Below are 26983 nucleotides of genomic sequence, written 5' to 3'. Positions count from 1 at the left end.
GTGCAGCATCGGATCGTTGTGGTAGGGAAAGGCGTCCAGTTCGTCAATCAACACGAGATCGAAGGCTTCCTGGGCGCGCGGCGCCAAGCAGCGCGGCGAGCTGCAGCTCGCGCAGCAGCGCCGCGGCGTCGGGCGCGGCCAGCATCGCGGCTGCCTCGCCCAGCAGCAGGGCGCGGCCCGCCAGTTGCTGCGGGAGCCGCGCCACGCGAAGCGCAAGCGCCCGCCCTTCGGCGCGGTAGCGCTCCGCAGACGCGACCTGCGGTGCCGGCGTGACAATCTCCGCCTCCATATCCACGGTCGCAGCCTTTCCCTCATAGATTCGGGTGACCGACTGCACCGTTTCCCGGAGTTCACGCTGAACGGCTTCGATGGAACGATCCTTTTCTCGCCGCGCCCACTCCGCCTGAAGCCGTACGCGAACCGCTTCGGCCCAGCCCAAGGGGATCGGCTGCCTCAATTGAACGATCGCGCGAGCCTCGTACGCACCTAGTGTAGAATCCTCCAAACCTAGCGCTTCCCTTACGCCTTCGCGAAAGTCGCGATTCAGCCAGAACAATCGATCCACCGAACGGTCTACCGTCAGATAGGGAATCCATCCGATTGCCAGCCATACCGCATAAACATCAACCTTCATTCGGCTTCGTCTCCTTTCTCCGTCAAATAGGGACTCCATCCGTTTGCTAGCCGTATCGCATAGACTTCGGCCTTCATCCGGTTTCATCTCCTTTCTACGTCAAGTAGGGAATCCACCCGTTTGCTAGCCGTATCGCGTAGACTTTAGCCCTCCATTGGATTCGTCTTCTACCTTCACTTGCTGCCAACCCTACCGTATAAACTCTCTCCCCCTTGCTTTACGGCACGCCGTTCGCCCTCACTCCCAACAGGCGATTACACAAACCCTATCGCACCGCTCCCCGTTCCCATCAAAAAAAGCACCCCGCGAACAGCCCGTCGGCCGTAAGCGAGTGTGCTTCACTCGTTACTTTATGAAGTTTTCGAGCGGGGTTGCAGCGAGTCTGACCTCTTCACAAGTCTGCTCTCTTACCCCATATTATACCATGTGCATTTCGGCCGACAATAGCAATCCGATCTTTTCGCCAGTCTGCAAGAGCGGCACTCTTCCTGCTAGAATCCTCTACAACTTCGCAGTTTCGATCAACGCCGAGGCCCTTTTGCTTCGCCCGCTGCCGGCAGCTCCACCCAGATCCATTGTTGCGGGCCTGACGTTGGGCTTTCGCTTTCCCATGCGCGTTCCCATTCTTCTTTGGAGCGGTGATCTTCGGACGCCTCCACGCTCTGACGGACGAGGCCGATCCCCGTCTCTCCTCTGGCAAACTTCTCTACGATCGCAGCGGTCTCGTCGTAGGAATCCGGAGCGAGCAGCACCGTAATGCCGAATTCCCGGCCCAAGCGCTGGGCTTGCCATTGCAGCTTTCGCACGTACCCTTCGATCTCACGCTGGTGGTTGCCTGCGACTAACACGTAATGCTGCCTGTCGGCTTGACGCCTCCGACGGGCCCATCCATACGCGCATGCCGCGACCGCTGCGTAAAGGCCGATGATCCATAGCAACACGGAGATCACGGCGGCCACCTCCCCGATACTCAGCAACCGCGCGCAAGGCGCGCTGCTGCGCATCCCCGGGCTCGATCGCTCTGTACGACATCATATGCCGCCCAGTGGCTTCCGGTTCCGGATGCGCTTGCGGAGTCGGGGTGACCGCCTGGAGTTTACTTCTCGCTACCCTCAATCTTATCCGCGAACGCCTTGCTTCTCTCTCCGCTTCTCATCGCTCTTTAACCTTACGCCAGCGCTCACGGTCACCTCATACACGAACGCCCGACTACAAAAACAACTGAACACCCTCTTCCGCCAGCTTTCTACAGCGTATTTCGAGCTTATCTGCGTCTCTCCGCGCGCTTTTCCGCAAAAAAATTCGCGCCGCCCGATCCAAATCATCGGTGCGACGCGAACGTCTCGATATGTAGGATGTCGATTAGAGCGTGACCCAGCCGTACTTAATCGAGTTAATGACGGCTTGCGTACGGTCGTCGACTTCCATCTTCTGCAGGATGCTGCTGACGTGGTTCTTGACCGTCTTCTCGCTGATGAACAAGCTCTCGCCGATGTTCTTGTTGCTCTTGCCTTCCGCCATCAGGCGGAGCACTTCGGCTTCGCGACGCGTGAGCGGGTTGTTGCCGCGCGGCACGAACTTCGTGACCGTCTCGCGGGACGCCGCCGCGCCCGAGGTGGCGCCGATCTCGTCCAGATACGTCATCCGCCGCAGCTGGTTGATGAGCTTGCCCGTGACTTTCGGATGAATGTAGGCATGGCCGAGAGCGACGGTACGGATCGCGTTCACGAGCGATTCCGCCTCCATGTCCTTGAGCAGATACCCTGTCGCGCCCTTGCGAAGGGTCTCGAATACGTAGCTCTCGTCGTCATGGATCGAGAGGATAATGACCTTGATCTCCGGGAAAATATCGCGCAGCCGCTCGGTCGCGACTACGCCGTTCTCCGTCGGCATGTTAATGTCGAGCAGCACGACGTCCGGCTTCTGCGTGTTGCAGAACTCCAGGACTTGAATGCCGTCTCCGCATTCCCCGATGACCTCCAGATCGGATTCCATGTTGAGGATGCGCTTCAGGCCTTCCCGGAAAAGCTGGTGATCGTCGGCTAACAATACTTGAATCTTACGGCCCTGACCCCCGTTCGCGGTCTTATTCTCCATTATGGTCCAACTCCTCCCGTAGCTCTGGCTTGATAGGAACTTGAATGGTGATGGTCGTGCCTTGGCCTACGGCCGACTCGATAAGGATCGTCCCCTGCAGCAGATCGACGCGTTCCTTCATTCCCGTCAGACCGAATTGCGAATGCTCTTTCGCTCGCGCTTCAACCAGATCCACATGGAACCCTCTGCCATTATCCTTGATGGTCAGCACGATCGTCTCTTCCCAATAGATAATGCCCAGCGACATAAATGTCGGTTCGGCGTGCTTAAGCGCATTGTTGAAGGCCTCTTGCACGAGGCGAAACATCGCTGCCTCCATCGCGGTGGAGATTCGCTTCTCCTTGCCGGTGTTCTCGAAGACCGAGCGGATCGTCGTCCGATCTTCGAAGTCCTGAACGAACTTCCGCAAGGTCGGAACCAAGCCGAGATCGTCGAGCGCCATCGGACGAAGGTTGAAGATGATCTTGCGAATCTCCTCGAGTCCCATTCGTACTTGCGTTTTCAAATCTATCAATTCGCTACGGACAATCTCCAAATCCTGCGTGTTCAGCATTCTTTCGGCAATTTCCGTCCTTAGCACCAGGTTAGCGAGCGATTGGGCGGGACCGTCGTGAATCTCGCGGGCCATGCGTCTGCGCTCTTCTTCCTGGGCCAGAATGATCTTGAGCCCAATGACCTGCCGGTTCTTCGCGGATTCGAGGATGCGCGTGACCTGGTTCAAATCTCCCGAGAGGTAGTCGAGCACGACGTTCATCTGCGAGCCGATGTTCTCCGCGCGCTCGATCGAGATCTCTACGTTGCGGACCCGGCCTTGAAGCTCGTCGCGCCGGACCTTCAGGTAGCTCTCCTTCTCCCGAAAGACCATGAGCTCCAGTTGGAGCTGCGTGGCTTTCTCATAAGCCGTTTTGATATCTTGTTCGGTAAAGCGCACGAAGTCTCGGCTCACTTCGGTAAGCCGGATGCGCGACAGCCGGTAATCCCGTTCGAGGCGATCTACTTTATCGATGGTCTCGGAGGTATCCTGCAACACCTTCTCGAGCTCCTGACCGAGGGAGGTCAGTTCCCTGCGGGCCGCTTCGCATATCTCGAATACTTGCATCTTGCTGTCTTCCATGACGCGAACGGCATTCTGAATGACCCGGTCAATCTGTTCCACACGATAATCCACGAGAACGACTCCCCTGCGCAAAGACGCGCATACCAGCCTAACTTTCGCCCTTAATTGTATCCGGAAAGCCGGATCCAACAAGGGAATCGGGGCTTGTTTCCATCATATCATATTTCTTACTCCCGTGAAGGCGGGATCGGGACTTTCGACCGAACATTAGTGAATTGTAATGGTTTTGGTCTTGGGATCCCAATCGACCTTCTGGCCCAATTGCTCGGAGACGACGCGGACCGGCACGAGCACCCGGCCGTTCTGAAGGATCGGCGCGGCCGCCGCTTCTTGGCGTACGCCCGTGCTCACCAGCTCCTTGCCGCCTACCCATAAATCCAGCAGCGTGCCGCCGCGCAGGACGGTCGCTTGCTTGTTCGCCGCATTCCAGTCGGTCTGGCCGCCGAGCGCGTCCGATACGAACCGCAGCGGCAGATAAGTCGTGCCGTTCAGCAGTTGCGGAGCGGTGTCGAGCTTCACGGCCTTGCCGTTTACTTTCGCCTCCTTCTTGCTCACCGTCATTACAATATTCGCTGTCGACGTCGTAATTGAGGCCGGCGCATATTGCAACGTCAGATTGTCGAATGCGACTTGACCCTGCAGCGCCCGCTCGTCCTGATCCTCTTCGAGGTTCACGACGTAGAGCTTCGTCAGCGTCGCCGGCGCCGTCAGACCGGCGGCGGCCAGATCGATGCGGAACGTCTTCCAGCCGGTCCAATCGATCGTCTTGGCGATCGTGACGAACACCTGCTTGCCGCCGGCGTCCTTGAACTCGGCGCGCAGCCAGTTGTAGCTGCCGTCGCCCAGCGCATCGACCGACAGCACGCTCGGCTTGCCGGCGACCGGGATGCCGTTGCCGCCGTTCAGAAGCGCGTACGCGAACCGGCTGCCCGAGCCCGTGTTGAAGTCGTAGGTGAGCCGCAGCGCCTTGGACGTCTCGCGCCCTGGCAAGCCGCTGACGACGGCTGCCGAGCCTTGCGTCTCCGCAGGCAGGCCGGTGAAGCCGATGTCGTAGCCGACGTTCTCGAACGTCTCCAGCGGTTTCTCGGTGCCTGCGGCCAGCGTGAACATCGTCGAGAATCCGTCATAGCGCGCGATCGCGTAGCCGGCTGTCGCGCCCTCGCTCACCGCGTCGATGGTCAGTTTGCCGCTGGCGTCCTTCGAAGCGGTGAAGCCGCGGAACTCCCACTTGACGGAGGTAGCCGGAACGTCGAGCGTACGGCCGTCCTTGAGCTGCGCCTTCACCGGCGCCGAGATGGTCGTGCCCGGCGCGAGTACGGTCGTGCTCGGATCGACGGTCAGCTTCGCGACCTGATCGGCGCCGATGACTTCCAGCTCGACGGTATTGCTGGCTGCGCCGGATTTGACGGTCAGCTTCGCCTTGCCGGGCTTCGTCGCCGTCAGGACGCCGTCCTGGAACGTGCCGACGCCGCCGCTGACGCTCCATTGCGGCGCCAGGCCCGCCGGATCGAGCGGATTGTAGTACGTATCGTACGCCTTCAAGGCGTACGTCGCCTGCTGCCCGAGGAGCAGCGTCTTCGGTCCGCTCGCCACGATGCCCTTCGTCGCGCCCGCAGGCGCGATCGTATAGACCCCGATCCCGTTGGCGATAACCCGCTGCGTCGTGCCGTAGGATGTCGGATGCGCCAGAACGGTCGCGAAGTCGCCCAGCGGACGGGAGATCATCGTCGTCGAGCCGCCGCCGTCCAGGTTGACGGCTTTCCAAGCGCCCAACCCGAGCAGGATTTTCTGGAAGTTCGCTAACGTGACGCCTTTGCGCGAACCGTTCTCCTCGACGGTCACGAGGTATGCGGTCTTGCCGTCCTTGGAGTAGGCGGCCGCCGTGCGCGCACGGTTCGCCGACCCGCTCACGCCGCTGATGTCGCGCGAGAACGCGGCCGTCCGGCCGCTGTCGATGAGGATCGTATGGCCGCTGACGACCATTTGGAAGGCGTCCGGCGCGTAAGATTTTCCGTTGGTCATGGAAGTCAGCCCATAGTTGGATGAGACCTTCGTTCCGACGGCCAGATGCGTACGGATAAAATCGGCCGCTTCGCGGTGGCCGCGCAGGATATAGCCATTCTCGGGAATGGCTGTCGCAATCGTCGTATTGTCGCCGATCTCGGTCACGACGCCGTCCACGACCAGCGCCTCCGTCGGCGTGGCGCCGCTGTTGGCAGGCCGCTGCGCCGCGGTCCACTTGTTGGTGTAGATGTACATCGTGCCGACGTGACTCGGCGTCTTGTCCGGATATGTCGTATAGGAAGACTGGTTCATGCCGGCCAGATTAAAGGTTGCGCCATCCTCCGCCGTTACGCTGCCGGAAAAGGAGAATTGATCGATGATCGGCTGCTTGTCCTTCGTCACCGCGAAGGCGAACATGCCCTGAAGCTTCGACGGGCTCACGATCATCTGGCCGGAGATGATCTCCGCCCCCATCGGCGCGCCTTCGCTGGCGCTGCCCGTGTTGAACACGTCGCCGTTAATGCCGGCGATGGCTCCCGTCGCTTTCACCATATTGCCGACCGATTGGCCGCTGGTGACGCTGCCGTTTTTCCCGCTCATGGCGTTCAATTGGACATAGGGATTCGTTAGGTCAATCTGGAAGACGTGGACCTGCTCCGTTGTCTTAGAAGAGCTCGAAGGGACCCACGAGTAGTTGATCTGCTTCACGCCGGAGGTGACGATCTGCTCGTCTTGCTTCACTAGCTTGTAAGTAACGATGGCTTCCGCGGCGGAGGCCACCGAAGGGGATATGTACGGCAGCGGAGCGAACGCTCCTACGAATGAGGTGACGACCAGTGTGCCGGCCAAGACCGGAACGACGACGACTCTAGCGATTCGATTCGAAGATTTCTTTGGATGCAGCATTATTTTGGATTACGCTCCCATGCGGATGTCGATTTATTGGAGTCTATGGGCCTACATTCTCCCAATTGTCCCTATCTAGTAGACTCTCAAAAAGTCGAAAAGTTACATCCGATAAGAGAATTAAATCTATTGTCGAAACTTGAGAAGGAAAATCTATCTTGATAGGAATTCATTTTCTGAGGACGTTTTTTGCGACCCCCAGCGGCGCGGAGTCGATTCCCGTCTTATTTGTTAGCAGGATTGGTGAGATTACGCGATTTTTCGGAGAGAAGGTAATACTGCTCTCACCGCCGCGAGCCGACAAGCCCGGGATCCTCGTATACGACTGTCTTGGGCGATCTGGTGTTTTTCAAAATGAAAAAAAACGACTCCGCTATTGCAAAGTCGTGTTTGGGGCAACTAGATGTCCCTTAGTTTCTTTAATGGGAATTCTTCTGCCGAGTTTTCTTAATGGCGTTTCTATCAATCGATATGTTAATTCAGCTGACAGACACATGGCGAAGAATGAGGCCACGAGAAATACGAACGTTGTATACTTATTGCTAAAGGGAATGTGGGGCATGAGACGCCATACAATAAAGTAAGCTACTGAATGGTTTAGATAAAGCACATAGGATCGTGTGCCAATCCAGTCTAATATTTGCTTAACACCCCACGGCGTTGGAAAACTGTATCCTTTATTAAATATTGCGAAGTAAAGTACAATAGCAGCAAAAATACCCTGTGAAGGGAAGAATAAAGATGTCATCCATATCTCACCTGGAATAATCAACAGTGCTACTATGCTTATTATCGACACGATGGAAGCTAACATTGGACGATTTAATAGAAACTTTGGCTCAATTCGCTCTTTCCATTTTGAGTTATACAAAATTGCTAAAAGGGCACCGCAAAGCATACCATCAAGACGGTACGGCCAAAAGCCATTTGGCGCTGGTTGAATAATTATCATGAGCTCCAGGTATGCGATTCCAAAGATTACGACGCCTTTCTTGCGAAGGAAAAATAAAATTATAGGGAAGATTAAATAAAATTGCTCTTCTAACGAAAGGCTCCAAAACACATGAAGCAAAGGGTGGTATGGAGTTTCGCCAACTGCAAAGTTCTGTATAAAACCCATTGCTGCGAAATATTGAGGAATTACAATGTCAGAATTTGAAAAGACTTGTGTCCATGTGAAGCTGCCAATTAGAATAACCGTTAACCAGAACCAAGCTTGCGGTAATATTCGGGTTGCCCTTCTAATATAGAATTTCTTTATCATAGTTCCAAAACTTTTATTTGATTCCATGTCTCTTAGCAAAATAGTCGTCATTAAATATCCCGATATTGCAAAAAATAAATCTACTCCAATTGGTAAATGGAAAGTATTGAGTATCCCTTTGGGAATTGCAAAAGGTCCTGGAATGTGAACCAGGACTGTCATAATAATCGCAAATGCACGTAGCCTATCAATTTCTAAATTTCGTTGTTTCATAACTGGCTCCTTATCTTATATATACAACATAATATCTTATATTATTTCATTGTTCTACAAAATATTTAATGACAGTGAGGGGGAGGTGTTGCTCACAAACATTCATAACCACATCAAGGAAAAACACGCCGAAATGGGTGCGACAGTCGATCTGCTGAAGTTCAATCCGATTCAGGGAATGTATTGGGGCAGCATAACGAACAAGGGCATCATCCTCAAGCCTCGCCACTCTGGTTCTCAACCCTGACGCTCGCCAGGTTTTTTTGAAAACGTGATAAACGAGGAGAATGTTACTGCGGTCATCACCGCGCACGGCTGTAATTCGACGCAGAAGCTGTTCAAGACAGTGCAGCTCATGTACGATCGGTTGCCGAGTTGAAGAAGGAACAGCTGAACTACGGAAAAAACGGCCCAAATACGGTACCGAATGGAATTCTTCTTCACCGGCAACAACAGTACGATCTATGTAGGCACGGCGGGCGCCGATTCCTTCGCCCGTGGCCAGACCATCAATTATGCGCTGTGCTCTGAGGTCGCCTTCTGGGATAAATGCGACACTTCCGCTTAAAATATACTCATTGCCAAAAAAGCCGTCTCCCTTCGGTTCATGGAACCTTGGGGGAACGGCTTGAATGTTATACGCGTAACCTTAGGCCCAAGCGCCTTGCTTGAGCACTTCCACCTTATCGGTGCGCTCCCACGGAACGTCGATGTCCGTGCGGCCGAAGTGGCCATATGCGGCGGTTTGCTTGTAGATCGGACGGCGAAGGTCGAGCATCTTGATGATGCCGGCCGGACGCAGATCGAAGTTGGCGCGAACGAGTTCGACCAGCTTTTCCTCAGCTACTTTGCCTGTGCCGTAAGTATCGACATTAATCGATACCGGGTTGGCTACGCCGATCGCATAAGCCAGTTGGATCTCGCACTTGTCGGCGAGGCCGGCTGCGACGATGTTCTTGGCCACGTAGCGAGCCGCGTAAGCCGCCGAACGGTCGACCTTCGTCGGATCCTTGCCGGAGAACGCGCCGCCGCCATGACGGGCATAGCCGCCGTAGGTGTCGACGATGATCTTGCGGCCGGTGAGGCCTGCATCCCCTTGCGGTCCGCCGATAACGAAGCGGCCGGTCGGGTTAATGAAGAACTTCGTTTCCGCATCCAGCCATTCCTTCGGAACGACAGGTACGATGACGTGGGTGCGAATATCGTCTTGGATTTGCTCCAAGCTGATCTCTTCGGAGTGCTGTGTCGAGATGACGATCGTGTCTACGCGAACCGGCTTGCCGTCGATGTACTCGATCGTGACTTGCGTCTTGCCGTCCGGGCGCAGATAGCCGAGCGTGTCGTTCTTGCGCACTTCGGACAGGCGGCGGGACAGACGGTGAGCCAGCGCGATCGGGAGCGGCATGAGTTCAGGCGTCTCGTTCGTCGCAAAGCCGAACATGAGACCTTGGTCGCCGGCGCCGATGTCCGGATTTTCTTGAAGCACATCCTTGCCGTCGCGGCTCTCGAGAGCGGCGTTAACGCCTTGGGCGATGTCGGCGGATTGCTCGTTCAGCGAAGTCAGAACGGCGCAAGTGCTGGAGTCGAAGCCATATTTAGCGCGGGTGTAGCCGATCTCCTTCACCGTGCTGCGCACGATGGCAGAGATATCTACATAATCCGCTTTGCTGGAGATTTCACCAATGACGAGTACGAGTCCTGTCGCTACGGATACTTCGCATGCGACGCGGGCGTACGGATCAGCAGCCAGAAAAGCGTCGAGTACCGCGTCCGAGATTTGATCGCAAATTTTGTCCGGATGGCCTTCCGTGACCGATTCGGACGTGAAGAGATGTCGGCCTTTAATCGACAAAATCTTCAACCTCCCCTACACAAAAAATGAACCTTTTCCGGTAGGAAAAGGTTGTTAGACAGACCTTCTGGAAGATAATAATACCGGAATTGTCGAGGGGTGTCAATGTACCTTAGCCTATTCCGGGCTTATATCTACAGGGATTTACAGGAGCGTCTGTTGGGCTTGCTGGACCAATCTCTTCGTAATTCCGCCGCCCACAGCGCCGGCTTCGCGAGATGTCAAATCCCCCAGATAATGTGAGCCGCTGCCTGCTGCCGTGAAGCTGCCTAGCTCGCCTGCGAATTCAGTATCCCCCGCACCTGCTGCGCCGCCCTGACCGAACGGAACGCCAAGTTCAGCCGCTATTTCGTACTTCATTTGGTCCAGCGCTTTTTGACATTCCGGGACGAGCTTACGGTTACGATTCCCTCTAGCCATGTGCTAATGCACCTCCATTGAATTTGACGGTCCTAGTATGTGCCGAACCGCCTTCGCGAAGGCGCATAACATTCTGGCTATGCGGGGAAAATATAGAAGCTAATAAATTTCGACTTTTCGCTTACTCCTGATCTCTCGCCGTTTCCTTATGGCACCTGGCAGCAGCCTTAGCAGTATCTTCCAAGCGCCCAACACTTTAGGGTCCTTGAGGAATATGTATCCATTTAGCGCGATCTCATATGCTAATAATCTAGGCAATCGTATCCACCAGCTTGCGTCGAAGGATTCATTCTTAGCCATCATTAGATAGCGATTCTGATAAGAATGCCTTCGAATCTTTAACGGCATTCGTTTGCGCGGAGTATCTACTCCCCATTGCCGCACATGCAACGCTTGGGCAGCAGGCTCGTACCATGCTTGCCAACCCAGATTCCTTGCACGCCATGCAACGTCGACATCTTCTTTGTAGGCGAAGAAGTCCTCATCGAAGAACTGCCCATCCACGGATATATCCACAATCATCGCTCGTCGGTAAAAAGCAGCAGCCCCGGATACGCCGAACACTTCAGAGGGAAGGCTAAACTCGGATACCGGTCGATGGGCACCTCGTTCTTCCGCTGAGCGGCTCCACTTCATAATTAACCCTGCAGAGTCTAAGATATCGGGTTTATCAGCGAGGCGCAGGCACCCTATGGCACTTCCGATACGAGGATTATTCTGCATCAAGTCGACCAAGTTCGCAATATAGTCCACTTCTAGCGTTACATCTGCATTCAGAACAAGGATGTATTCGGCATCCGTTGCTCCGATGGCTTGATTCTGCCCTGCCGCAAAACCGCAATTCTCCGAATTGGCGATCAAACGCAGTGCTGGATAGCCCTTACGAACGATTGCTACGGTTGAATCGGATGAGGCATTGTCGACGATAACCGTGATTAGGTTTTGCCACGACTGCCGGCTGATGGCTGCCAAACACTTCTCAATATAAGCCGCGCTGTTATAGGTAACGATACATATTGCAACAAGGGGATCTCTGGCTTCTCCGATTTTACTCATCTTTAAGCTCTTGCAAGAACACGCGAAGCGCTTCCCGCCAAGGCGGCAAATCCGTAAGACCATTCTGCCGAATTGCCGAATGATCCATCACCGAATAGCGAGGCCTAGGTGCCGGGCGCGGGAACTGTTCGGTCGTGCAGGGTTCCGTTTTCGTAGACATCCCGCTCTCTTCGAAAATCGCCTGCGCAAATTCATACCACGTACATGTTCCTGTGTTGGAAGCATGATAAACGCCGTACGCTTCCGTCTGTACCAGATCGATGAGGAAGCGCCCTAAGTCGTAAGTATAGGTTGGGGAGCCCACTTGATCATGAACGACGGTTACCGAATCACGTTCCGCACCAAGCTTCAACATGGTTTTGACAAAGTTATTGCCATACTTGCCATATACCCATGATGTTCGCACGATAAAGTATGAGTCGTGCAAGGATTGGAGCAGAACCTCTCCAGCACGTTTAGACTTTCCGTAGATCGATTGGGGGTTCGTATTGTCGAATTCGTTGTAAGGCGATGTCCCCATGCCATCGAATACATAGTCCGTGCTCACGTAGCAGAGCTTGGCTCCGTGCTCTCTGGCTGCAAGAGCCAGATTACGCGTACCGCTGGCATTAACTTTGTAAGCTTCGTCAGGTTCCGACTCCGCCTTGTCAACAGCCGTATATGCGCCAGCATGGATCACCGCATCCGGCCTTAAAGCAGCGATAACCTCGCGACATTGCGCGAGGTTGGTCACGTCCATCTGCTGGCGACTATAACCGACGATCTTTACTTGATCGCTGCTCATCCTCACCATCTCTTGCCCCAGTTGCCCGTTCGCCCCTGTAACGAGTAGCGTTAGCTTCGTTCCAGACATACAGTCAGCCTCCTAATCGCTCCCCGTATTGCTTGTCATAATACTGTTGGTAAGCGCCGGACCGAACTTGATCCATCCATTCCAGGTTGGCGAGATACCACCGAATGGTTTCCCGGATCCCGGATTCGTAGGCATACTTCGGATTCCAACCGAGCTCATCCCGGATCTTGGTCGCGTCGATCGCATAGCGGCGATCATGGCCGAGGCGATCCTGGACGTACGTAATGAGAGATTCCGGCTTGTTCAGCTCTTGCAGGATCGTCTTCACCACATGAATGTTGGTTCGCTCGTTGTTGCCCCCAACATTGTATACTTCCCCGTTCACGCCTTTGCGGATGACGAGGTCGATCGCGCTGCAGTGATCCTCCACATAGAGCCAGTCACGCACGTTCAGCCCGTCCCCGTAGACAGGCAACGGCTTATCCGACAAAGCATTCTGAATCATAAGCGGGATGAGTTTCTCTGGGAACTGATAGGGACCATAGTTGTTCGAGCAACGCGTAATATTAACGTTCAACCCAAAGGTTTCATGGTAGGCTCGAACAAGCAGGTCCGAACCGGCTTTGCTAGCCGAGTATGGGCTATTGGGCTGAAGCGGCGTCTGTTCCGTGAATAAGCCGGTATCTCCCAGCGTGCCGTAGACTTCGTCTGTGGAGACATGTACAAATTTTTGTATGTTGTACTGCTTGGCTAGATCTAACAAGGTTTGTGTACCCAAGATATTCGTACGGACGAATACATCCGGCTCAAGAATACTCCGGTCTACATGAGACTCCGCCGCGAAGTTCACGACTACGTCAACGCCGGCTTGGAAAAGAGGCTCTAGCGCCGCGCGATCCGTAATATCGGCTTTGACGAAGCGGTAGTTCGGATTGCCTTCCACCGCGCTCAGATTTTCCAAGTTGCCCGCGTAAGTAAGGACATCCACGATAATAATCTCGTCCTGCGGATGCTCCCGGAGGATATAATGAACAAAGTTACTCCCGATAAAGCCGGCTCCGCCGGTAACAAGCAATTTCATATCGATTTCACCCTTCGTATGTAAAATTCATTTCCGCTTCGGACAGCAGCGGATGCTTCGCATCCTTACCGGACAATACCGGCGCCGAAGTCGGCCAATCGATCCCAAGCGCAGGGTCATCCCAAGCAATGCCGCGGTCATGCTCCGGCGAGTAGAGTTCATCCACTTTGTAGAGCACTTCCGTGTTCGGGACCAAGGTACAGAAGCCATGTGCGAAGCCTTTAGGCATAAGCAGCTGCCGCTTGTTGTCCGCGGAAAGAATAAAGCCTTGCCACTGACCGAATGTTGGCGAACCCTTCCGAATATCGACCACTACATCGTAGATGGCGCCGGCTACTACGCGTACAAGCTTAGTCTGTGCCTTCGGGTTCAGTTGGTAGTGCAGCCCCCGAAGAACGCCTGTCTCCGCGGACAAGGAATGGTTGTCTTGCACAAATTGCATCGCGATACCCTGTTCAGCGAAACGTGCCGCATTATATGATTCCATGAAAAAACCGCGATTGTCGCCGAACACAGCCGGTTCAATCAGTTTAAGGTCTGGAAGATTAGTCTCGATTACCTTCATTGCTCATTCTACTCCTATCGCCTATCACAGTTTTAGTTTGCCGAATTCCTCGCCGAACAAAATGTCCTTAGCCAACTCATTGGCATGCGTTAGAGAAGCATGCGTGCCCGCGTCTGTCCACCATCCCTGCAGGATATCATAGCCTAGCTCATCCGATTGGATATAGGCGTTATTCACATCCGTAATCTCCAGCTCGCCACGTGCTGACGGCTTCAAAGTACGGACAATTTCAAATACGCGCGCATCAAACATATATATGCCGGTAACCGCATAATTGCTTTTAGGCATCTGCGGCTTCTCTTCGATGGAGACAATCCGATCGCCTTGAAGTTCAGGTACACCATAGCGCTTCGGATCATGTACCTCTTGGATAAGGATCTTGGCACCGGATCCCTTTTCACGGAAGGACTTTACATATGGAGCGATACTATCGGAGAACACATTGTCGCCCAGGATAACGGCCATGGAATCATTACCTACAAAGTTTTCAGCAAGACCTAGCGCTTGGGCAATCCCACCAGCTTCGTCCTGAACTTTGTATGTAAAGGTAACGCCCATTTCCCGTCCGCTTCCGAGCAAGTTCACGACATCGCCCATGTGGTCTTTGCCCGTGACGATCAGGATATCAGTAATTTCGGCTTCTTTTAACTTCGCTACAGCATGGAAGATCATCGGGTATTTCCCAACAGGTAATAAATGCTTGTTAGTAACCTTGGTCAGAGGAAATAATCTAGAACCTGTGCCTCCAGCGAGTATTATGCCCTTCATAAACTAACACTCCATTTCATTGAAAATGACAATTGTTTCATTAATATGTTCTTGCAGACATAACTTTCTTTCAAAGAAATTGAATCTATTATCAATTTGACAAAAGCTTTATTCTATAATGATGGCCCTTTTTGACAATCTTATTATATAATAACCGCTAGGGTTATCAAATAATGTAGGACAATGTCAGACGAACATGTCGAACCAATCAAGAACTAAATTAGGAAGGATTCTGTGATTATGCTTATTCGAAATTTGTTATTAATAAAAAAAAATAACGGATTAATTATTCAATTAGTGAGACGTGAAGTCGCCAGTAGATATAAAGGCTCGTTTCTTGGAATCATATGGTCCTTCATTACCCCCTTATTAATGCTCCTAGTCTATACTTTTGTATTCAGTCTTGTGTTCAAATCGCGGTGGCCTGGTCAATCCGAAAGTCAAATCGAATTTGCCTTACTTATTTTTTCGGGAATGACCATGTATAACATTTTTTCGGAAGTAGTTGGTAAGTCTTCGAATTTAATACCAAACAACTCCAATTACGTCAAAAAAGTCGTATTCCCTTTAGCCATATTGCCTGTGGTGACATTAATCTCTACATTAATTCATGCAGCAATTTCTATCCTCATTTTACTGTGTGGCTTAATATTGTTCTATAATGGTATTCACTTAACTGTTCTTCTCCTCCCTATTGTTATGTTGCCAATGCTACTATTAACATTAGGAATCTCATGGTTTGTTGCGTCAATTGGTGTTTTCTTCCGCGATATAGGTCACTTGGTTAATATTCTACTACAAGTCCTAATGTTTTTAAGCCCGATTTTTTATCCGATTGAATCCATCCCACAGTCACTACGTTTTCTATACTATATTAATCCGCTTAGTTACACCGTTGAGGATGCTCGAAAAGTGTTAGTATGGGGGCAAACTCCCAACTGGGTATGGATCGGCACTGGGTCACTTATTGGCCTCATGATTTTTATATTAGGTTATGGATGGTTCCAAAAAACACGGGAGGGTTTCTCCGATGTCCTCTGATGTAATCATTTCGTTTCAAAACGTCAGCAAATCATATCGTATGTATAAAAAACCCAATGATCGTCTAAAACAAATGCTTTGGGGTTCAAGAAAACAATACTACGAAGATTTTTGGGCAATAAAGGATATATCTTTTGATGTTAAAAAAGGGGAAACATATGGTCTCATAGGCCGAAATGGATCTGGAAAAAGCACAACTTTGCAAATTCTCGCTGGAACGCTCACGCCAACAACTGGGAAAATAGAAATCAAAGGCAAAATAGCTGCATTACTTGAGCTCGGCAGTGGCTTTAATCCAGAATTCACAGGAAAAGAAAATGTTCTATTAAATGCTGCTATTTGGGGGTTATCCAAAAAAGAAATCGAGGAGCGCTATGAGGAAATAGTAGCATTTGCTGAGATTGGGGATTTTATTGATCAACCTGTAAAAACATACTCTAGCGGAATGTATGTGCGTCTAGCATTTGCCGTTGCTGTCCATACAGAACCGGATATTCTAATAGTTGATGAGGCACTATCTGTTGGCGATGCAATGTTTCAACACAAATGTATGGCTAAAATAAAGAAAATGGTTAGCAAAGGTGTCACTTTATTTTTTGTGAGCCATTCTCCTGAAGCTGTAAGATCTCTTTGCACCAAAGCAATTTGGCTAGAAAATGGAAGCATTCGATCAGTTGATGACGCCGTAAAAATATCCAACTCGTATTTAAACGAAATATACCTGGAAAACAATCGAATTGTGTCATCCGACCAGCAATCAAACGAGTTTGAAGGGTCTGCTCCCTCTACTACATCCTTCATTGAGAATACTTCAGCGCTCGACATAGATAAAATGGATGTTCTCGATGTTCGAAGCATCCAATTGTTGAATCAGTATGAACAGTTTACTGAATCTTTAGAACAGAATGAACCATTTACGATTAAGGTCCAAATCTATGCCAATGCTGACTTTCCAAATCTAAGTGTTGGTATGTTACTTCGTGATCAGTACGGCATTGAACTTACTGGAGAAAGTACTTTTAATAAATTTCAGAGAAGCTTCTCCGTAAAGAAAAACTCACTAATAACGATATCTTTCAAAAGCATCATGTTATTAAGAGGCGGGGAATCCTACTCAATTAATCTCCGACTAAATCAAGTTTCAAAATGGGACCGAAGCGATAATATTCATATTTATAACGATGAAACAGCCTATGTATTTAAAGTAATTGCTAATTTAAAGGATCCAATGTGGTTTAAGTTTAAACAAGATTTTGAGGTGGATATAGATGTACGATAATATTTATCTTTATGCTGATTCAAGATCTATAGAACAACTTAATACAGCAGAGGAAAAGGTGTTGTTGTTTGGAAGCTATATTGGTTATAGTAATTTCGGGGATATCTTACAGCTAAAAGGTGCGTTAGAATTTCATCGCTCGCATACTGACTTAATACCGGTTGTAGTTTGTGCATTAGAATCTATTAGCTCTTATAGCTTTTTTGCAAAATTGAGAAAGTGGTTTGGGGATATAACATTTATTTTTTTCGATTATAATTTACAATCTGATCCTTCCTTCATGCTTCAACAAATTCATACCTCGACTGGAGTGCATCACCTGCACTTATACGGTGGAGGATATTTAAATACAATGTGGGGAGAATTTAAATTATCAATTGTAGAGTTTTTGTTGAAGACTTTTAAAATAGAGCATTATGTTATTACTGGACAACAACTAGATAAAAATTTCATTTCGAATTTATCTCAGCACATACAAACATATTCCCCTTCGCTTATTGGAGGAAGGGATTATGAATCAGCCAATCTTATTAAGATGGCTGGTTGGAAGGGAGGATACTCATTTGACGATGCAAGCGATATTATTCAATCAATGAAGAACAATTTAAAATTTCAAATAAATGACCAAATTATGTTTCATGTCAACACATCGTCCTATACTCATGAAAAGCTTGAGCATGCTATAAATACAATCTCAAATAGTCTCAAGAGAATTAAGGCATACAACAATAAATTACAATTGCTTCAAATGTATTCCGATAAACGTTATGTTGTACGGGATACCCTTGAAACAATTATCGATCTTGAAGACGAATTCCCATTTGACACCTATGTCGTACAAAACTTAGCTATAATGGCGCTTGAGTATCAAACCATTCAGAATGACGACTTATTACAACTCGGCAATTTAGGAGTAACGTCTTCCTACCATACAACAATGTTTTTGAATATGTTAGGCATCCCATGTCATTTATTTTCTTTTAATGACTATTACGATCAAAAGCGGGGAGCTCTAGATAATAAAGGAACACTTGACGAATTCTTAAATGCTCCCTATGTCCCTGATTACGAAGCAAAACTCAAAGAACGCCAGGATTGGATATATATTTTAAAGTCAGATTTTTTAGCTCATCGTAATGAAAAGTTGAAAATTGAAAAAATCAATTACATTATTACGTCTACTAATTTAGCCTTTTCTTATAAAGATGATCAAATACAAAAAAATCTCAATACAAGCCTTCAATGGCAAAGAGAACAAACAAATATATGGTGGGAAAAGTACCAGCGCTCAATTCAGGAGCTTCAATGGCAAAAAGAACAAACGGATTCTTGGTGGAACAAACATCAACAAATCACACAGGAGCTTGAATGGCAGAAAGAACAGACCGATTCTTGGTGGAATAAACATCAAGTATTGATTTCAAAACTAGATCAAAACCAGGCGATCTTTGATGAATTGAAAGATGAACTTATTAACCATCAGGCTGATTTGCTAAAATCTACAGTAGAATTAGAACAGGTGCATAGAGAGTATTCACAATGCCGTGAGTACTCCGAAAATCTTGAAAAGCAACTAGAACATTTAAATAGTTGGATTAACTATATCAAATATAAGATTAAGAAAAGGATGGACACTTAGATATGCATTATGGAAAAGTAGCAGTAATTACTCGAACAAAAAACAGAAACATCCTGTTGAAACGCGCTATTGAGAGTGTAATTAATCAAGAGTTTCAAGATTGGATAATGGTTATAGTAAATGATGGTGGAGAACAATCCGCTGTTGATCAATTAGTACAGCAATATGAAAGTAAAGCTAACAATAGAATTGTCACCATTCATCATAGCACGTCCAAAGGTATGGAAGCTGCATCTAATGCAGGAATATCATATGTCGATAGCAAATACATTGTGATTCATGATGACGATGATTCCTGGCATCCACTATTCTTGAAAAAGTGCGTGGATTTTTTGGATAATAATCTCTATCCTAATACCTATGGAGTTATTACTCACAGTACAAGGATCTTGGAAAACATTGATCAGAAAACTGTTACCATTCACCATAAAGAACCTTATAACGTATGGCTGAGGTCTATTACGATTTACAGAATGGCAGCAGATAATGTCTTTCCTCCAATTTCTTTCGTTTATCATAGATCCGTTATTAACGAAATTGGCTTGTATAGAGAGGATCTTCCTGTATTAGGCGATTGGGAGTTTAATTTGAGATTTATTGAGAAACACAATATACATGTGATACATGAGGAATTGGCATATTATCACCACCGCTTAGAGATTACGAATGGAGATTACAGTAATTCTGTAATCGGAGGCGACAGTAAGCATAAATATTATGACACCATAGTTAGAAACGACTTCTTGCGCAAGGATCTCAATGCAGGAAAACAAGGATTGGGATTTCTTATTAATACAAGTAAGAGTTTCGAAATAGTTCATTCCCAAATATCTCCTATAGAATCGTTTATAAGCAACATTAAATCAAATAGATTTTTAAGAATTCTATTTCGCCGAAATTAAGCGAGGGAATATTACGTGATAAAAAATAACGATCGTATTCTTAGTGCTATAGACCAATCAAAATATGTCTCATTTGACATATTCGATACCCTTATTTTACGATCTCTATATATTCCTACAGACCTTTTTAAAATCATTGCGGACAACATGCCACAAAATATGAACTTCTCTTTTGCCGAAACTCGAATTGAAGCAGAAATAATAGCCCGGAAACACGCATGGGATAATTCACAAAAGACCGAAGTTTCACTTTCTGATATTTATCAAGTATTAATTGAAATCTCGGACATTAACTCAGATGAAGGAAATCAGTTAATGCAACAAGAGATTCAAACTGAACTAGCTGTTTGCATTCCCAATCCTTATATGAGAGATATTTATTTATACTGCTTGAATAAAGGTAAAACAGTAATACTCACCTCTGATATGTATTTGCCAAGGAGTACGATCGAAAACATTTTAGACCAAAATGGATATAACCAATTCTACAAATTATACTTATCCTCAGAAATCGGAATAACGAAGTCTACCGGAGAACTTTATGAGCTAATTTTAAAAGAGAATGCTTGGCATCCCCAAGATCTTTTGCATATTGGGGATAATTATAATTCCGATTTTTTGAATGCAAAAAAGAATAAAATTAATGCAATTCATTACGAAAAATGTTTAGATCGCGTTCAAAATAAGAAACTCTTCACACCGCTTTCTTTGGGTCTCGAAGGGAATTTTATTGATTTTCATGAGACTATCTATCTAGGCTTGCAAGTTAATCGTATGAATTCTCCTTCTAAGGAGGATGATTTTTGGTATTCATTTGGCTATCAGGTAGTAGGAATCCTTTATTATGGATTTACAAATTGGATCATAGAGCAATCCTCAATTGACAAAGTAAAAAAATTATTTTTCTTGTCTCGTGATGGCTTCGTAATGAAGAAAGCGTACGATATTCTAGCAGAAGATCGAACTGATATTCCAGATTCCACCTATTTATTTGCCTCCCGTCGTTGTCTGAATATTGCAGGCATTACAGAAATAAACGATTCAACTATGGATTTTCTAGTTAGCGGTACGAGTATATTAACTGTAAAACAGTTTTTAAAACGGATAAGCCTTGATGCTAAATTATATCAACCCCAAATTTCTGAAGTGGGCTTTTCTTCCATTGACCACAAAGTGATTAATGGAAAAGATTATGAAATGCTTCGTAAACTATATTTAAAAATCGAAAATGACATCCTTCAAATTGCAAAAAAAGAAAGATCCGCTCTTGAAAAGTACTTATTACAGGAGAATTTTATTAGTCAAGAGCGTATTGGTGTTGTTGATATTGGCTGGCATGGTTCTATGCAAAATTCGCTATTAAAAATTCTAGACACTTTAGAATCTATTCAACCGCTTCGTGGTTATTATTTGGGGACGTTTGACGGGATCAAAAAGTATGAGTCCGAAGCATTTAATGCAAAAGGATTTGTTGTAGATCGCGGGTTATCTGCAGCTAATTTGGATTTTATTCAACAATGTGTGGAAATCTTTGAATATATATTCTCCGCACCTCATGGCAGCCTCATAAAGTTTGAAGAGGATGAGTTTAATAAACCTGTTCCAGTATTTGATGACAATATCCCAGATAATAATGATTTAACTCATCTTAAAAACTTGCAGACGGGTGCCCTGGAATTTATTATTGATTTTAAAATAGCACTTGATAAGCTCGGAATTGCTCCTTCAATTCCGAAGTTTACACTAACGCCATTAAAGAGAGTACTGTATAACCCAACAAAACTTGAAGCTATCAATCTTGGGAATTTGAAACATGCAGAAGGCTTTGGAGATGTTTATTTGAAAAAGTTTATCGCTAAACCTCCCCACTGGATTAATTTATTTCGTCCTGTTAAATACAGAAGAGCAATTCATGACTCTTTTTGGAAGGTTGGATATCGGAGAAGATTGCCAAAATGGGGAATCAGCGCATTCAAAATTGTAAAAAGAGTAGTTAGGGGAACTTGGAGGAAAGTACATTGAATAAAATTGTTATTCTTTCCCCCGATTCAATAGAAGTAAAAATGGCAGGTCCCGCTATTCGATACTGGAATATCGCCAAGGAATTATCAAAGCATTTGGAAGTAACACTCTTCACCCCCAACAACTGCCTTCTTAAAGCTGACTTTCCAGTTATAGAGTTTTCAAGAAAGGTATTCATCGAACATGCTAAAAAAGCGGATGCCATAATCATACAAGGTACTAAACTGTGGGAAAGTCCATATATTAAAAAATTAGGAATTCCACTAATTATTGATTTATACGATCCTTTTATTTTCGAGAATTTTGAAATGTTCAGTGATTCAACTTTTTCTTTGAATATGCATCAATCCTCGCTTACTATCTTGTTGGATCAACTAAAACATGGTGATTTTTTCATTTGTGCTTCCGAGAAACAACGTGACTTCTGGTTGGGTATGTTATCTGCAATAAATCGTATTAACCCAAAAGAATATGAGATTGATAAGACGTTCTATCATCTAATTGATATTGTTCCCTTTGGACTATCGGAAGAAATACCAACAAAAACCGAACAGGTACTCAAAGGTGTTTATCCGGGAATTAATCGAGATGATAAAGTAATACTTTGGGGTGGGGGTCTTTGGGATTGGCTTGACCCCTTAACAGCTATTCGTGCAATAAGTAAAATCTGTGAACAACGTTCCGATGTTAAATTGTTCTTTATGGGTACTGTTCATCCTAATGCTAATTTAGCTGATATGACTATGGTGACAAAAGCAATGGACTTGAGCAACAGCCTGGGACTTACAGATAAATATGTGTTTTTTAATGAGTGGGTTGATTATAATAAACGTCATAATTATTTATTAGAAGCTGACATCGGTTTAAGCTTGCACTTCAATCATATAGAGACACGTTTTTCCTTTCGAACTCGGATTTTAGACTATATCTGGTGTGATCTTCCCGTAATTTCTACTGAAGGGGATATACTCTCTGAGTATGTAACCGTTAATAAGATAGGTCTTAACATTCCATGTGAAGACGCAGACACATTAGCAGAAACTATTAATAAAATGCTTTCTAATCTAAACGACTATGTGATAGGACCCAACTTAAAAAAACAATTTTACTGGCAGCAATGTGTTCAGCCGTTGGTCAAAGATCGATATTTAATATCAACTGGCAAGAATGAACAGTTATCTATACGAGGTTCGAGCAAATTTAGCTTCTACTTTGTCAAACTTCATTATTACTTCAGAAAAAAACAGTATTCTTTCCTAATTAGGAAAATATTTAATACGCTCAAGTCTAGGTTCAAATAATAATGTTTTAATAGAAAACGGTGAGAATCGAGCTCCAATTGCGTCTCGTTTCCTCACCGATTTATTTTTGTTTTCCTCAATTAATCAAATACTTCCCCCGCACCAACACCGTCAATCCATTCTTCTGCTTCGGATCCGCTTCTACGCCTCTTCCACCGCGTGGGAATAAAATCAGATGGTTATTCCCTACCGCCTTGCCAGGCGCAATATCCAGTCCGTCAGTCATATCGGACAGTCCGTTTGCGTCCGTGCTATAGGCAATAGCTTTACCGGCTCTTATGATGAGCTCTCCTCCGTCTTCGACGATAATCTTCTTACCGAAGGGTACGGTGACTACCTCGAGCTTAGCCGACGAACTAGCGCCTCCAGATCCCGTCCCTGCCCCAATTTTGTCTAGTTCTTGTTTTACCAACTCAGCTACTTTCTGGTCTACATAGCTCTTGGTTACGATAGGATCATCTGAATATCCTGGAGTGGACTGTTGACTGTCTGCATATGCGGACTGATACCAGCCTACGCCACCAATGGCAACTGCTGCGGTTATAGAGGCAACGATTATGGAGAGTTTGGCACGCTTTTGCATTTTTCATCATCCTCTTCTCTGTTTTTGCAACTCTATTAAGCTGACGGTGTTCTTCCTTGGTAAGCATGCGATTGCAACTTGTCTTCATGAAGCAGCCAGAAGCCTGCATGCATACTGAATTTTCGACGAAGTCGCATCGGCAGAGACCTGTAAGAGAGACCCAAGCGATAGCCGGCATACTTGGCAGCAGCCTCTGCGAACCAGCGTGGGATCCAACGCCAATGTCCCCCACGCCACAGACGACTTAGCTGCTGCTTAACGAGTTTGCGCCCCTCTCGTTCAGCTGTCGTATATTGGAATATCCAATCGTTCATTCTCATAGAGACGCCTATATCGAAGTTCCGGCGAAACTGTCCCATGAGCGTGTAATCATGGGAATGTATGACTCCAGCATCTGGATTGTAGACAATGGAGTAGCCACTTAGAATGCATTTCGCTGCGAGTATCATATCTTCATTAAGGATGATAGGCTCCGGGAATCCGCCCAACTTCATGAATGCATCCCGACGTATGGCTGAACATACATTCGTAAAAAAGAATAGCTTGATTCCATATCGCTTTAGGTCTCCAAATGACTTGCGAATCATCTCTTCCGGATAGTTAATCTCACGCGTCATCTGCTCCAGCACATTGGCGTTAGCTCTAGCGATCTGCCTCCCGCAAACAGCAGCCACCTGCGAGTCCCTCAGGGGCCCTGTCAAGGAAGCAAGGAAGTCTCGCCCCTCTGGCAGCGCATCCTGCGTCATAAAGGCCAGGACCTCCCCTGAGGCTTCCTGGGCTGCATAATTCCTCGTGCCGCCATGATCGAACTCTTCCTTGTTTATTACGAGTACTTTGGCGCCCGAATGTTTAGCGATCTCAACCGTTCGATCTGTAGAGGAGGAATCCACCACTATAATCTCATGAGGCGGGGTCGACTGACCTTTTAATCTCTTGAGCAACTCTGGCAGATAGGGTTCAGCTTGATAGGTTGGAAGGATGACCGATATATTCATATATAGCCCCCCCCTTACGATGATGTGAGTTGATCCACTTTCTGCTCCATGGTTGCATCTGCTTGGATTAATGCTTTGTATAGATCGAGATCATCTTTGCCTTCTTTGCGTAGTGAAGCTAAATAGTATGCAGCGACTTCTTGATCTTGGGCAGCTGTCAGATCGGTTTTGACGCCGGTCTGCAGAATCTCTGCAGCCTTCGTGTATTGCCTTTGTGCGAATTGCACTTTGCCTGCGGCCAACCTTGCCGTGTTAGACAGTTCAAATGCTTTTGATGGAATGACGGTGTCAGGCAAGTCTTTCATCACCTGATCCTGTTTTTTCATTCTTTCATAACAATCCATGATTTGTTTGGCTAGTTTATCCGACTCAGTCGAATGATTTGCTTGATTGGCAGCATTCCATTCAGAACTGAGGTCCATTAGCACTTGTTCGAAATAGCTTTGAGTGAACGGGCGCTGATTCACTGCTTCTTCCATAATCGCTAGAGCCTGCTCTTTATTGCCGAGAGCTTTCTGAGTGACATATTCGATCTCTGAAGCCGTTCGATAATGCGGCTCAGCTTTCTGCAATTGGCTCGCATAACTTACTGCTTTGTCCAAGTACTGTTTGTCTTGGGTCTGTTCATATGCTTTGTAATTCCATGTAGCGAGTTGAGCTAGCATGACTGGATGCTTCTTGTCAGTAGCATGAGCCTGCTTGAGATGACTCTCAATAACTTGGAACGACGCCTCCGACCTGCGCGTTTCTTGCGTGGCTTGATCGAATTGATTGAATACATAGAGCTTCATACTGGTAACGATAAGCATGACAACTCCAACGATCCCTAGCACAGCTCCCCCTATATAACGAATCTTATTCTGTTTTTGTTTGTCCCACTTTAAGCCAATCTCTTGAAGCTGCGTACCTGCCATGACGCCTAAACATAAGAACACGATGCCGCCATAGAAGGCATAACTCATATCAAAGTCAATTAAGGCATGTAGCAGAATAATCACTGGCGTAATGAAATAGAATACAAGCCGATTGCGGTTCTCTTCATCAGCTTTCCGATAAAAGCGCACAAAAGCAACGATGACCATCGCAAACATGGTCACATGGAGAGCAACGCCTACGGCGCCGACTTCGATAAGGTATTTTACGATAAAACTATGGGTCTGGTTGCTCGTGTAGGAATAGGATTGATAGCTCTCGTAGAGCGCATCCCACGTCCCGCCGCCGCCGCCGATGATCGGATACTCCTTCCAGATCTTCAGGGCATCCTTATACATCGTTAAACGCTCATATACGCTATGGGTATTAAAGTTGACATCCTCGACGCGGCTCCGTATGACTGGCGGCAAGAAGCGCGTCAGAAGGTCTGTCGCAATGGAGATTGCGCCTAATACAGAGATAACAACCAAGGCAAGTGGAAGGATCAATCCCTTCGAAGGCGCCGCCGTTTCTAACTTGGCCTGAAGCTTTGGCTCAACATATCGCTCGATCAGGAATGCAAGGCCGGCCATCACGATCGATACGCCGATGAGAATGCCCCATGAAGAAAGAGATCCAGAAGCGAAGATGGATACAGTTCTCGGTTGCTTCCCCTCTCCCAGCGCTTGCGTGATTTGCCCCATCACATCGATGCCGCGGTCAGCTAGCCTTGTGTAGATCAGCAAGGAGAGTCCCATTCCGACAATGGAGTATAAAATAATCTTAATCTGCTGCTTCAGCCGGAACATGAACAATGCTACGATCGCGATGACCGGTAGGATGAGCAACGCCCCTCGAGACAAAGTCAGTAGGAAAGAGACGAGTATCGGTACGATCATCAATCCGTGAACGATCTTCATAGCCATTCGACTCGTTTGGCTGATCTGAATAATCGCGTTCACCCACATTACCAACAATAATACAGCAAACGCGTTGGCGTATTGGAAGATCGACGTAGTCCGTACGCCATCTTGAGCGGATAACGAATCGAGGAGATAGACATTTCCGAATAAATTCAAGAAGCCATAAAGTACGATGAGATAACCAAAAATCATAAATACAACAGGCAAGAATTGAATGATCCGCTTGTAATCAATCAAATAAGCGCCTGCTGCAAATAGAATGAATAACATAAGGCTAATAAGAACACCATAACCCGACAAATAGCGGGATACGCCCTGAATGGAGCTAACCAGATAGATAAATGGCAATAGAATTGCACCAGCTACATAGACAGTTCTATGCTGAAGTACAAACCTCTTGTTCAAGAAATGAATGGCTACCCAAACTGCGACAAAGAACATAAGTAACAATGTCAGCAGCACGGGTCTTTCAAACTGCATCTGGCTGAGCTGGAATATCCCATTTCCCTCGAACGTTCCGTTGTTAAACAATGCAATCAGTAGAAATACGCCGATCCATGCCCAAGCAAACCACTCCATGAACGATACTGCTTCATTCCTCTTTTTCAACTGTGAC

23 protein-coding genes are annotated in these 26983 nt (G+C 47.3%); 7 read left to right on the top strand and 16 right to left on the bottom strand.

Features of this window, described 5'->3' with window-relative positions:
* Positions 1–43: 43 nt before the first annotated feature.
* The 6 genes from H7C19_RS08030 to H7C19_RS08005 all read right to left on the bottom strand — a co-directional run bounded on the left by H7C19_RS08030 (position 44) and on the right by H7C19_RS08005 (position 8235).
* A complete protein-coding gene (locus H7C19_RS08030) occupies positions 44–634 on the bottom strand; it encodes a hypothetical protein (protein WP_185142111.1) in 591 nt (196 codons plus the stop codon).
* Between the two features lie 521 nt (positions 635–1155).
* Positions 1156–1584 carry a hypothetical protein gene (locus H7C19_RS08025; protein ID WP_185142110.1) on the bottom strand — a complete coding sequence of 143 codons (429 nt, stop codon included), beginning with the start codon at positions 1582–1584 and terminating at the stop codon, positions 1156–1158.
* 412 nt (positions 1585–1996) lie between these two features.
* A complete protein-coding gene (locus tag H7C19_RS08020) occupies positions 1997–2731 on the bottom strand; it encodes a response regulator (RefSeq protein ID WP_185142109.1) in 735 nt (244 codons plus the stop codon).
* Positions 2721–3899, bottom strand: a complete 1179-nt coding sequence (locus tag H7C19_RS08015; RefSeq protein WP_185142107.1) for a sensor histidine kinase — start codon at positions 3897–3899, stop codon at positions 2721–2723. Before H7C19_RS08015 ends, H7C19_RS08020 begins: the two co-directional genes overlap by 11 nt.
* Before the next feature lie 156 nt (positions 3900–4055).
* Entirely contained in the window at positions 4056–6758 is a 2703-nt protein-coding gene (locus H7C19_RS08010; protein WP_185142105.1) for a stalk domain-containing protein, read from the bottom strand.
* 373 nt (positions 6759–7131) lie between these two features.
* Positions 7132–8235 carry an acyltransferase family protein gene (locus H7C19_RS08005; protein WP_185142103.1) on the bottom strand — a complete coding sequence of 368 codons (1104 nt, stop codon included), beginning with the start codon at positions 8233–8235 and terminating at the stop codon, positions 7132–7134.
* Between the two features lie 427 nt (positions 8236–8662).
* Between H7C19_RS08005 and H7C19_RS34205 the strand changes: the two genes are divergently transcribed.
* A complete protein-coding gene (locus H7C19_RS34205; protein WP_221469106.1) occupies positions 8663–8803 on the top strand; it encodes a hypothetical protein in 141 nt (46 codons plus the stop codon).
* A gap of 81 nt (positions 8804–8884) precedes the next feature.
* Here the strand turns inward: H7C19_RS34205 and metK are convergent, their stop codons facing one another.
* From metK to H7C19_RS07970, 7 genes are all read right to left on the bottom strand, one after another.
* Positions 8885–10087, bottom strand: coding sequence for a methionine adenosyltransferase (metK, locus tag H7C19_RS08000; protein ID WP_185142101.1), 1203 nt, complete (start codon positions 10085–10087; stop codon positions 8885–8887).
* A gap of 144 nt (positions 10088–10231) precedes the next feature.
* Positions 10232–10507, bottom strand: a complete 276-nt coding sequence (locus H7C19_RS07995) for an alpha/beta-type small acid-soluble spore protein (RefSeq protein ID WP_185142100.1) — start codon at positions 10505–10507, stop codon at positions 10232–10234.
* A gap of 99 nt (positions 10508–10606) precedes the next feature.
* The gene (locus tag H7C19_RS07990; RefSeq protein ID WP_185142098.1) at positions 10607–11563 is read right to left on the bottom strand and encodes a glycosyltransferase family 2 protein; all 957 of its coding nucleotides are present in this window, start codon (positions 11561–11563) and stop codon (positions 10607–10609) included.
* Positions 11556–12416, bottom strand: a complete 861-nt coding sequence (gene rfbD, locus H7C19_RS07985) for a dTDP-4-dehydrorhamnose reductase (protein ID WP_185142096.1) — start codon at positions 12414–12416, stop codon at positions 11556–11558. The genes H7C19_RS07990 and rfbD overlap by 8 nt, the downstream gene beginning before the upstream one ends.
* A gap of 4 nt (positions 12417–12420) precedes the next feature.
* Positions 12421–13437 (bottom strand): dTDP-glucose 4,6-dehydratase, encoded by a 1017-nt coding sequence (gene rfbB, locus H7C19_RS07980; protein ID WP_185142094.1) that lies wholly within the window; start codon positions 13435–13437, stop codon positions 12421–12423.
* A 7-nt stretch (positions 13438–13444) separates the two neighbouring features.
* Positions 13445–14002, bottom strand: a complete 558-nt coding sequence (rfbC, locus tag H7C19_RS07975) for a dTDP-4-dehydrorhamnose 3,5-epimerase (protein WP_185142092.1) — start codon at positions 14000–14002, stop codon at positions 13445–13447.
* 24 nt (positions 14003–14026) lie between these two features.
* Positions 14027–14770, bottom strand: coding sequence for a sugar phosphate nucleotidyltransferase (locus H7C19_RS07970; RefSeq protein WP_185142091.1), 744 nt, complete (start codon positions 14768–14770; stop codon positions 14027–14029).
* A gap of 240 nt (positions 14771–15010) precedes the next feature.
* Here H7C19_RS07970 and H7C19_RS07965 point away from each other — a divergent pair, with 240 nt between their 5' ends.
* The 6 genes from H7C19_RS07965 to H7C19_RS07940 are packed head-to-tail and all read left to right on the top strand — an operon-like array spanning position 15011 to position 22954.
* Complete coding sequence (locus H7C19_RS07965; protein ID WP_185142119.1) at positions 15011–15811, top strand: ABC transporter permease; 801 nt, start codon at positions 15011–15013, stop codon at positions 15809–15811.
* Positions 15801–17090, top strand: coding sequence for an ABC transporter ATP-binding protein (locus H7C19_RS07960; protein WP_185142089.1), 1290 nt, complete (start codon positions 15801–15803; stop codon positions 17088–17090). The genes H7C19_RS07965 and H7C19_RS07960 overlap by 11 nt, the downstream gene beginning before the upstream one ends.
* The gene (locus H7C19_RS07955) at positions 17080–18729 is read left to right on the top strand and encodes a hypothetical protein (RefSeq protein ID WP_185142088.1); all 1650 of its coding nucleotides are present in this window, start codon (positions 17080–17082) and stop codon (positions 18727–18729) included. Before H7C19_RS07960 ends, H7C19_RS07955 begins: the two co-directional genes overlap by 11 nt.
* A 2-nt stretch (positions 18730–18731) precedes the next feature.
* Complete coding sequence (locus H7C19_RS07950) at positions 18732–19631, top strand: glycosyltransferase family 2 protein (RefSeq protein WP_185142086.1); 900 nt, start codon at positions 18732–18734, stop codon at positions 19629–19631.
* Positions 19632–19646: 15 nt separating this feature from the next.
* Positions 19647–21653 (top strand): HAD family hydrolase, encoded by a 2007-nt coding sequence (locus H7C19_RS07945; protein ID WP_185142085.1) that lies wholly within the window; start codon positions 19647–19649, stop codon positions 21651–21653.
* Complete coding sequence (locus tag H7C19_RS07940) at positions 21650–22954, top strand: glycosyltransferase (RefSeq protein ID WP_185142083.1); 1305 nt, start codon at positions 21650–21652, stop codon at positions 22952–22954. The genes H7C19_RS07945 and H7C19_RS07940 overlap by 4 nt, the downstream gene beginning before the upstream one ends.
* Before the next feature lie 76 nt (positions 22955–23030).
* On the opposite strand, the gene H7C19_RS07935 is transcribed toward H7C19_RS07940, so the two are convergent.
* From H7C19_RS07935 to H7C19_RS07925, 3 genes are read right to left on the bottom strand one after another with little or no spacing between them, the layout of a single operon-like run.
* A complete protein-coding gene (locus H7C19_RS07935) occupies positions 23031–23537 on the bottom strand; it encodes a hypothetical protein (RefSeq protein WP_185142081.1) in 507 nt (168 codons plus the stop codon).
* A 35-nt stretch (positions 23538–23572) separates the two neighbouring features.
* Positions 23573–24532, bottom strand: coding sequence for a glycosyltransferase family 2 protein (locus H7C19_RS07930; protein WP_185142080.1), 960 nt, complete (start codon positions 24530–24532; stop codon positions 23573–23575).
* 14 nt (positions 24533–24546) lie between these two features.
* Positions 24547–26976: an O-antigen ligase family protein gene (locus tag H7C19_RS07925; RefSeq protein WP_185142079.1), complete on the bottom strand. Its 2430-nt coding sequence runs from the start codon at positions 26974–26976 to the stop codon at positions 24547–24549.
* Positions 26977–26983 lie beyond the last annotated feature (7 nt).

Source organism: Cohnella nanjingensis (genome assembly GCF_014212125.1).
Lineage (GTDB): Bacteria > Bacillota > Bacilli > Paenibacillales > Paenibacillaceae > Cohnella > Cohnella nanjingensis.
The sequence above is the reverse complement of the archived record's forward strand: the minus strand, read 5'-3'. Positions and strand labels throughout refer to the sequence as shown.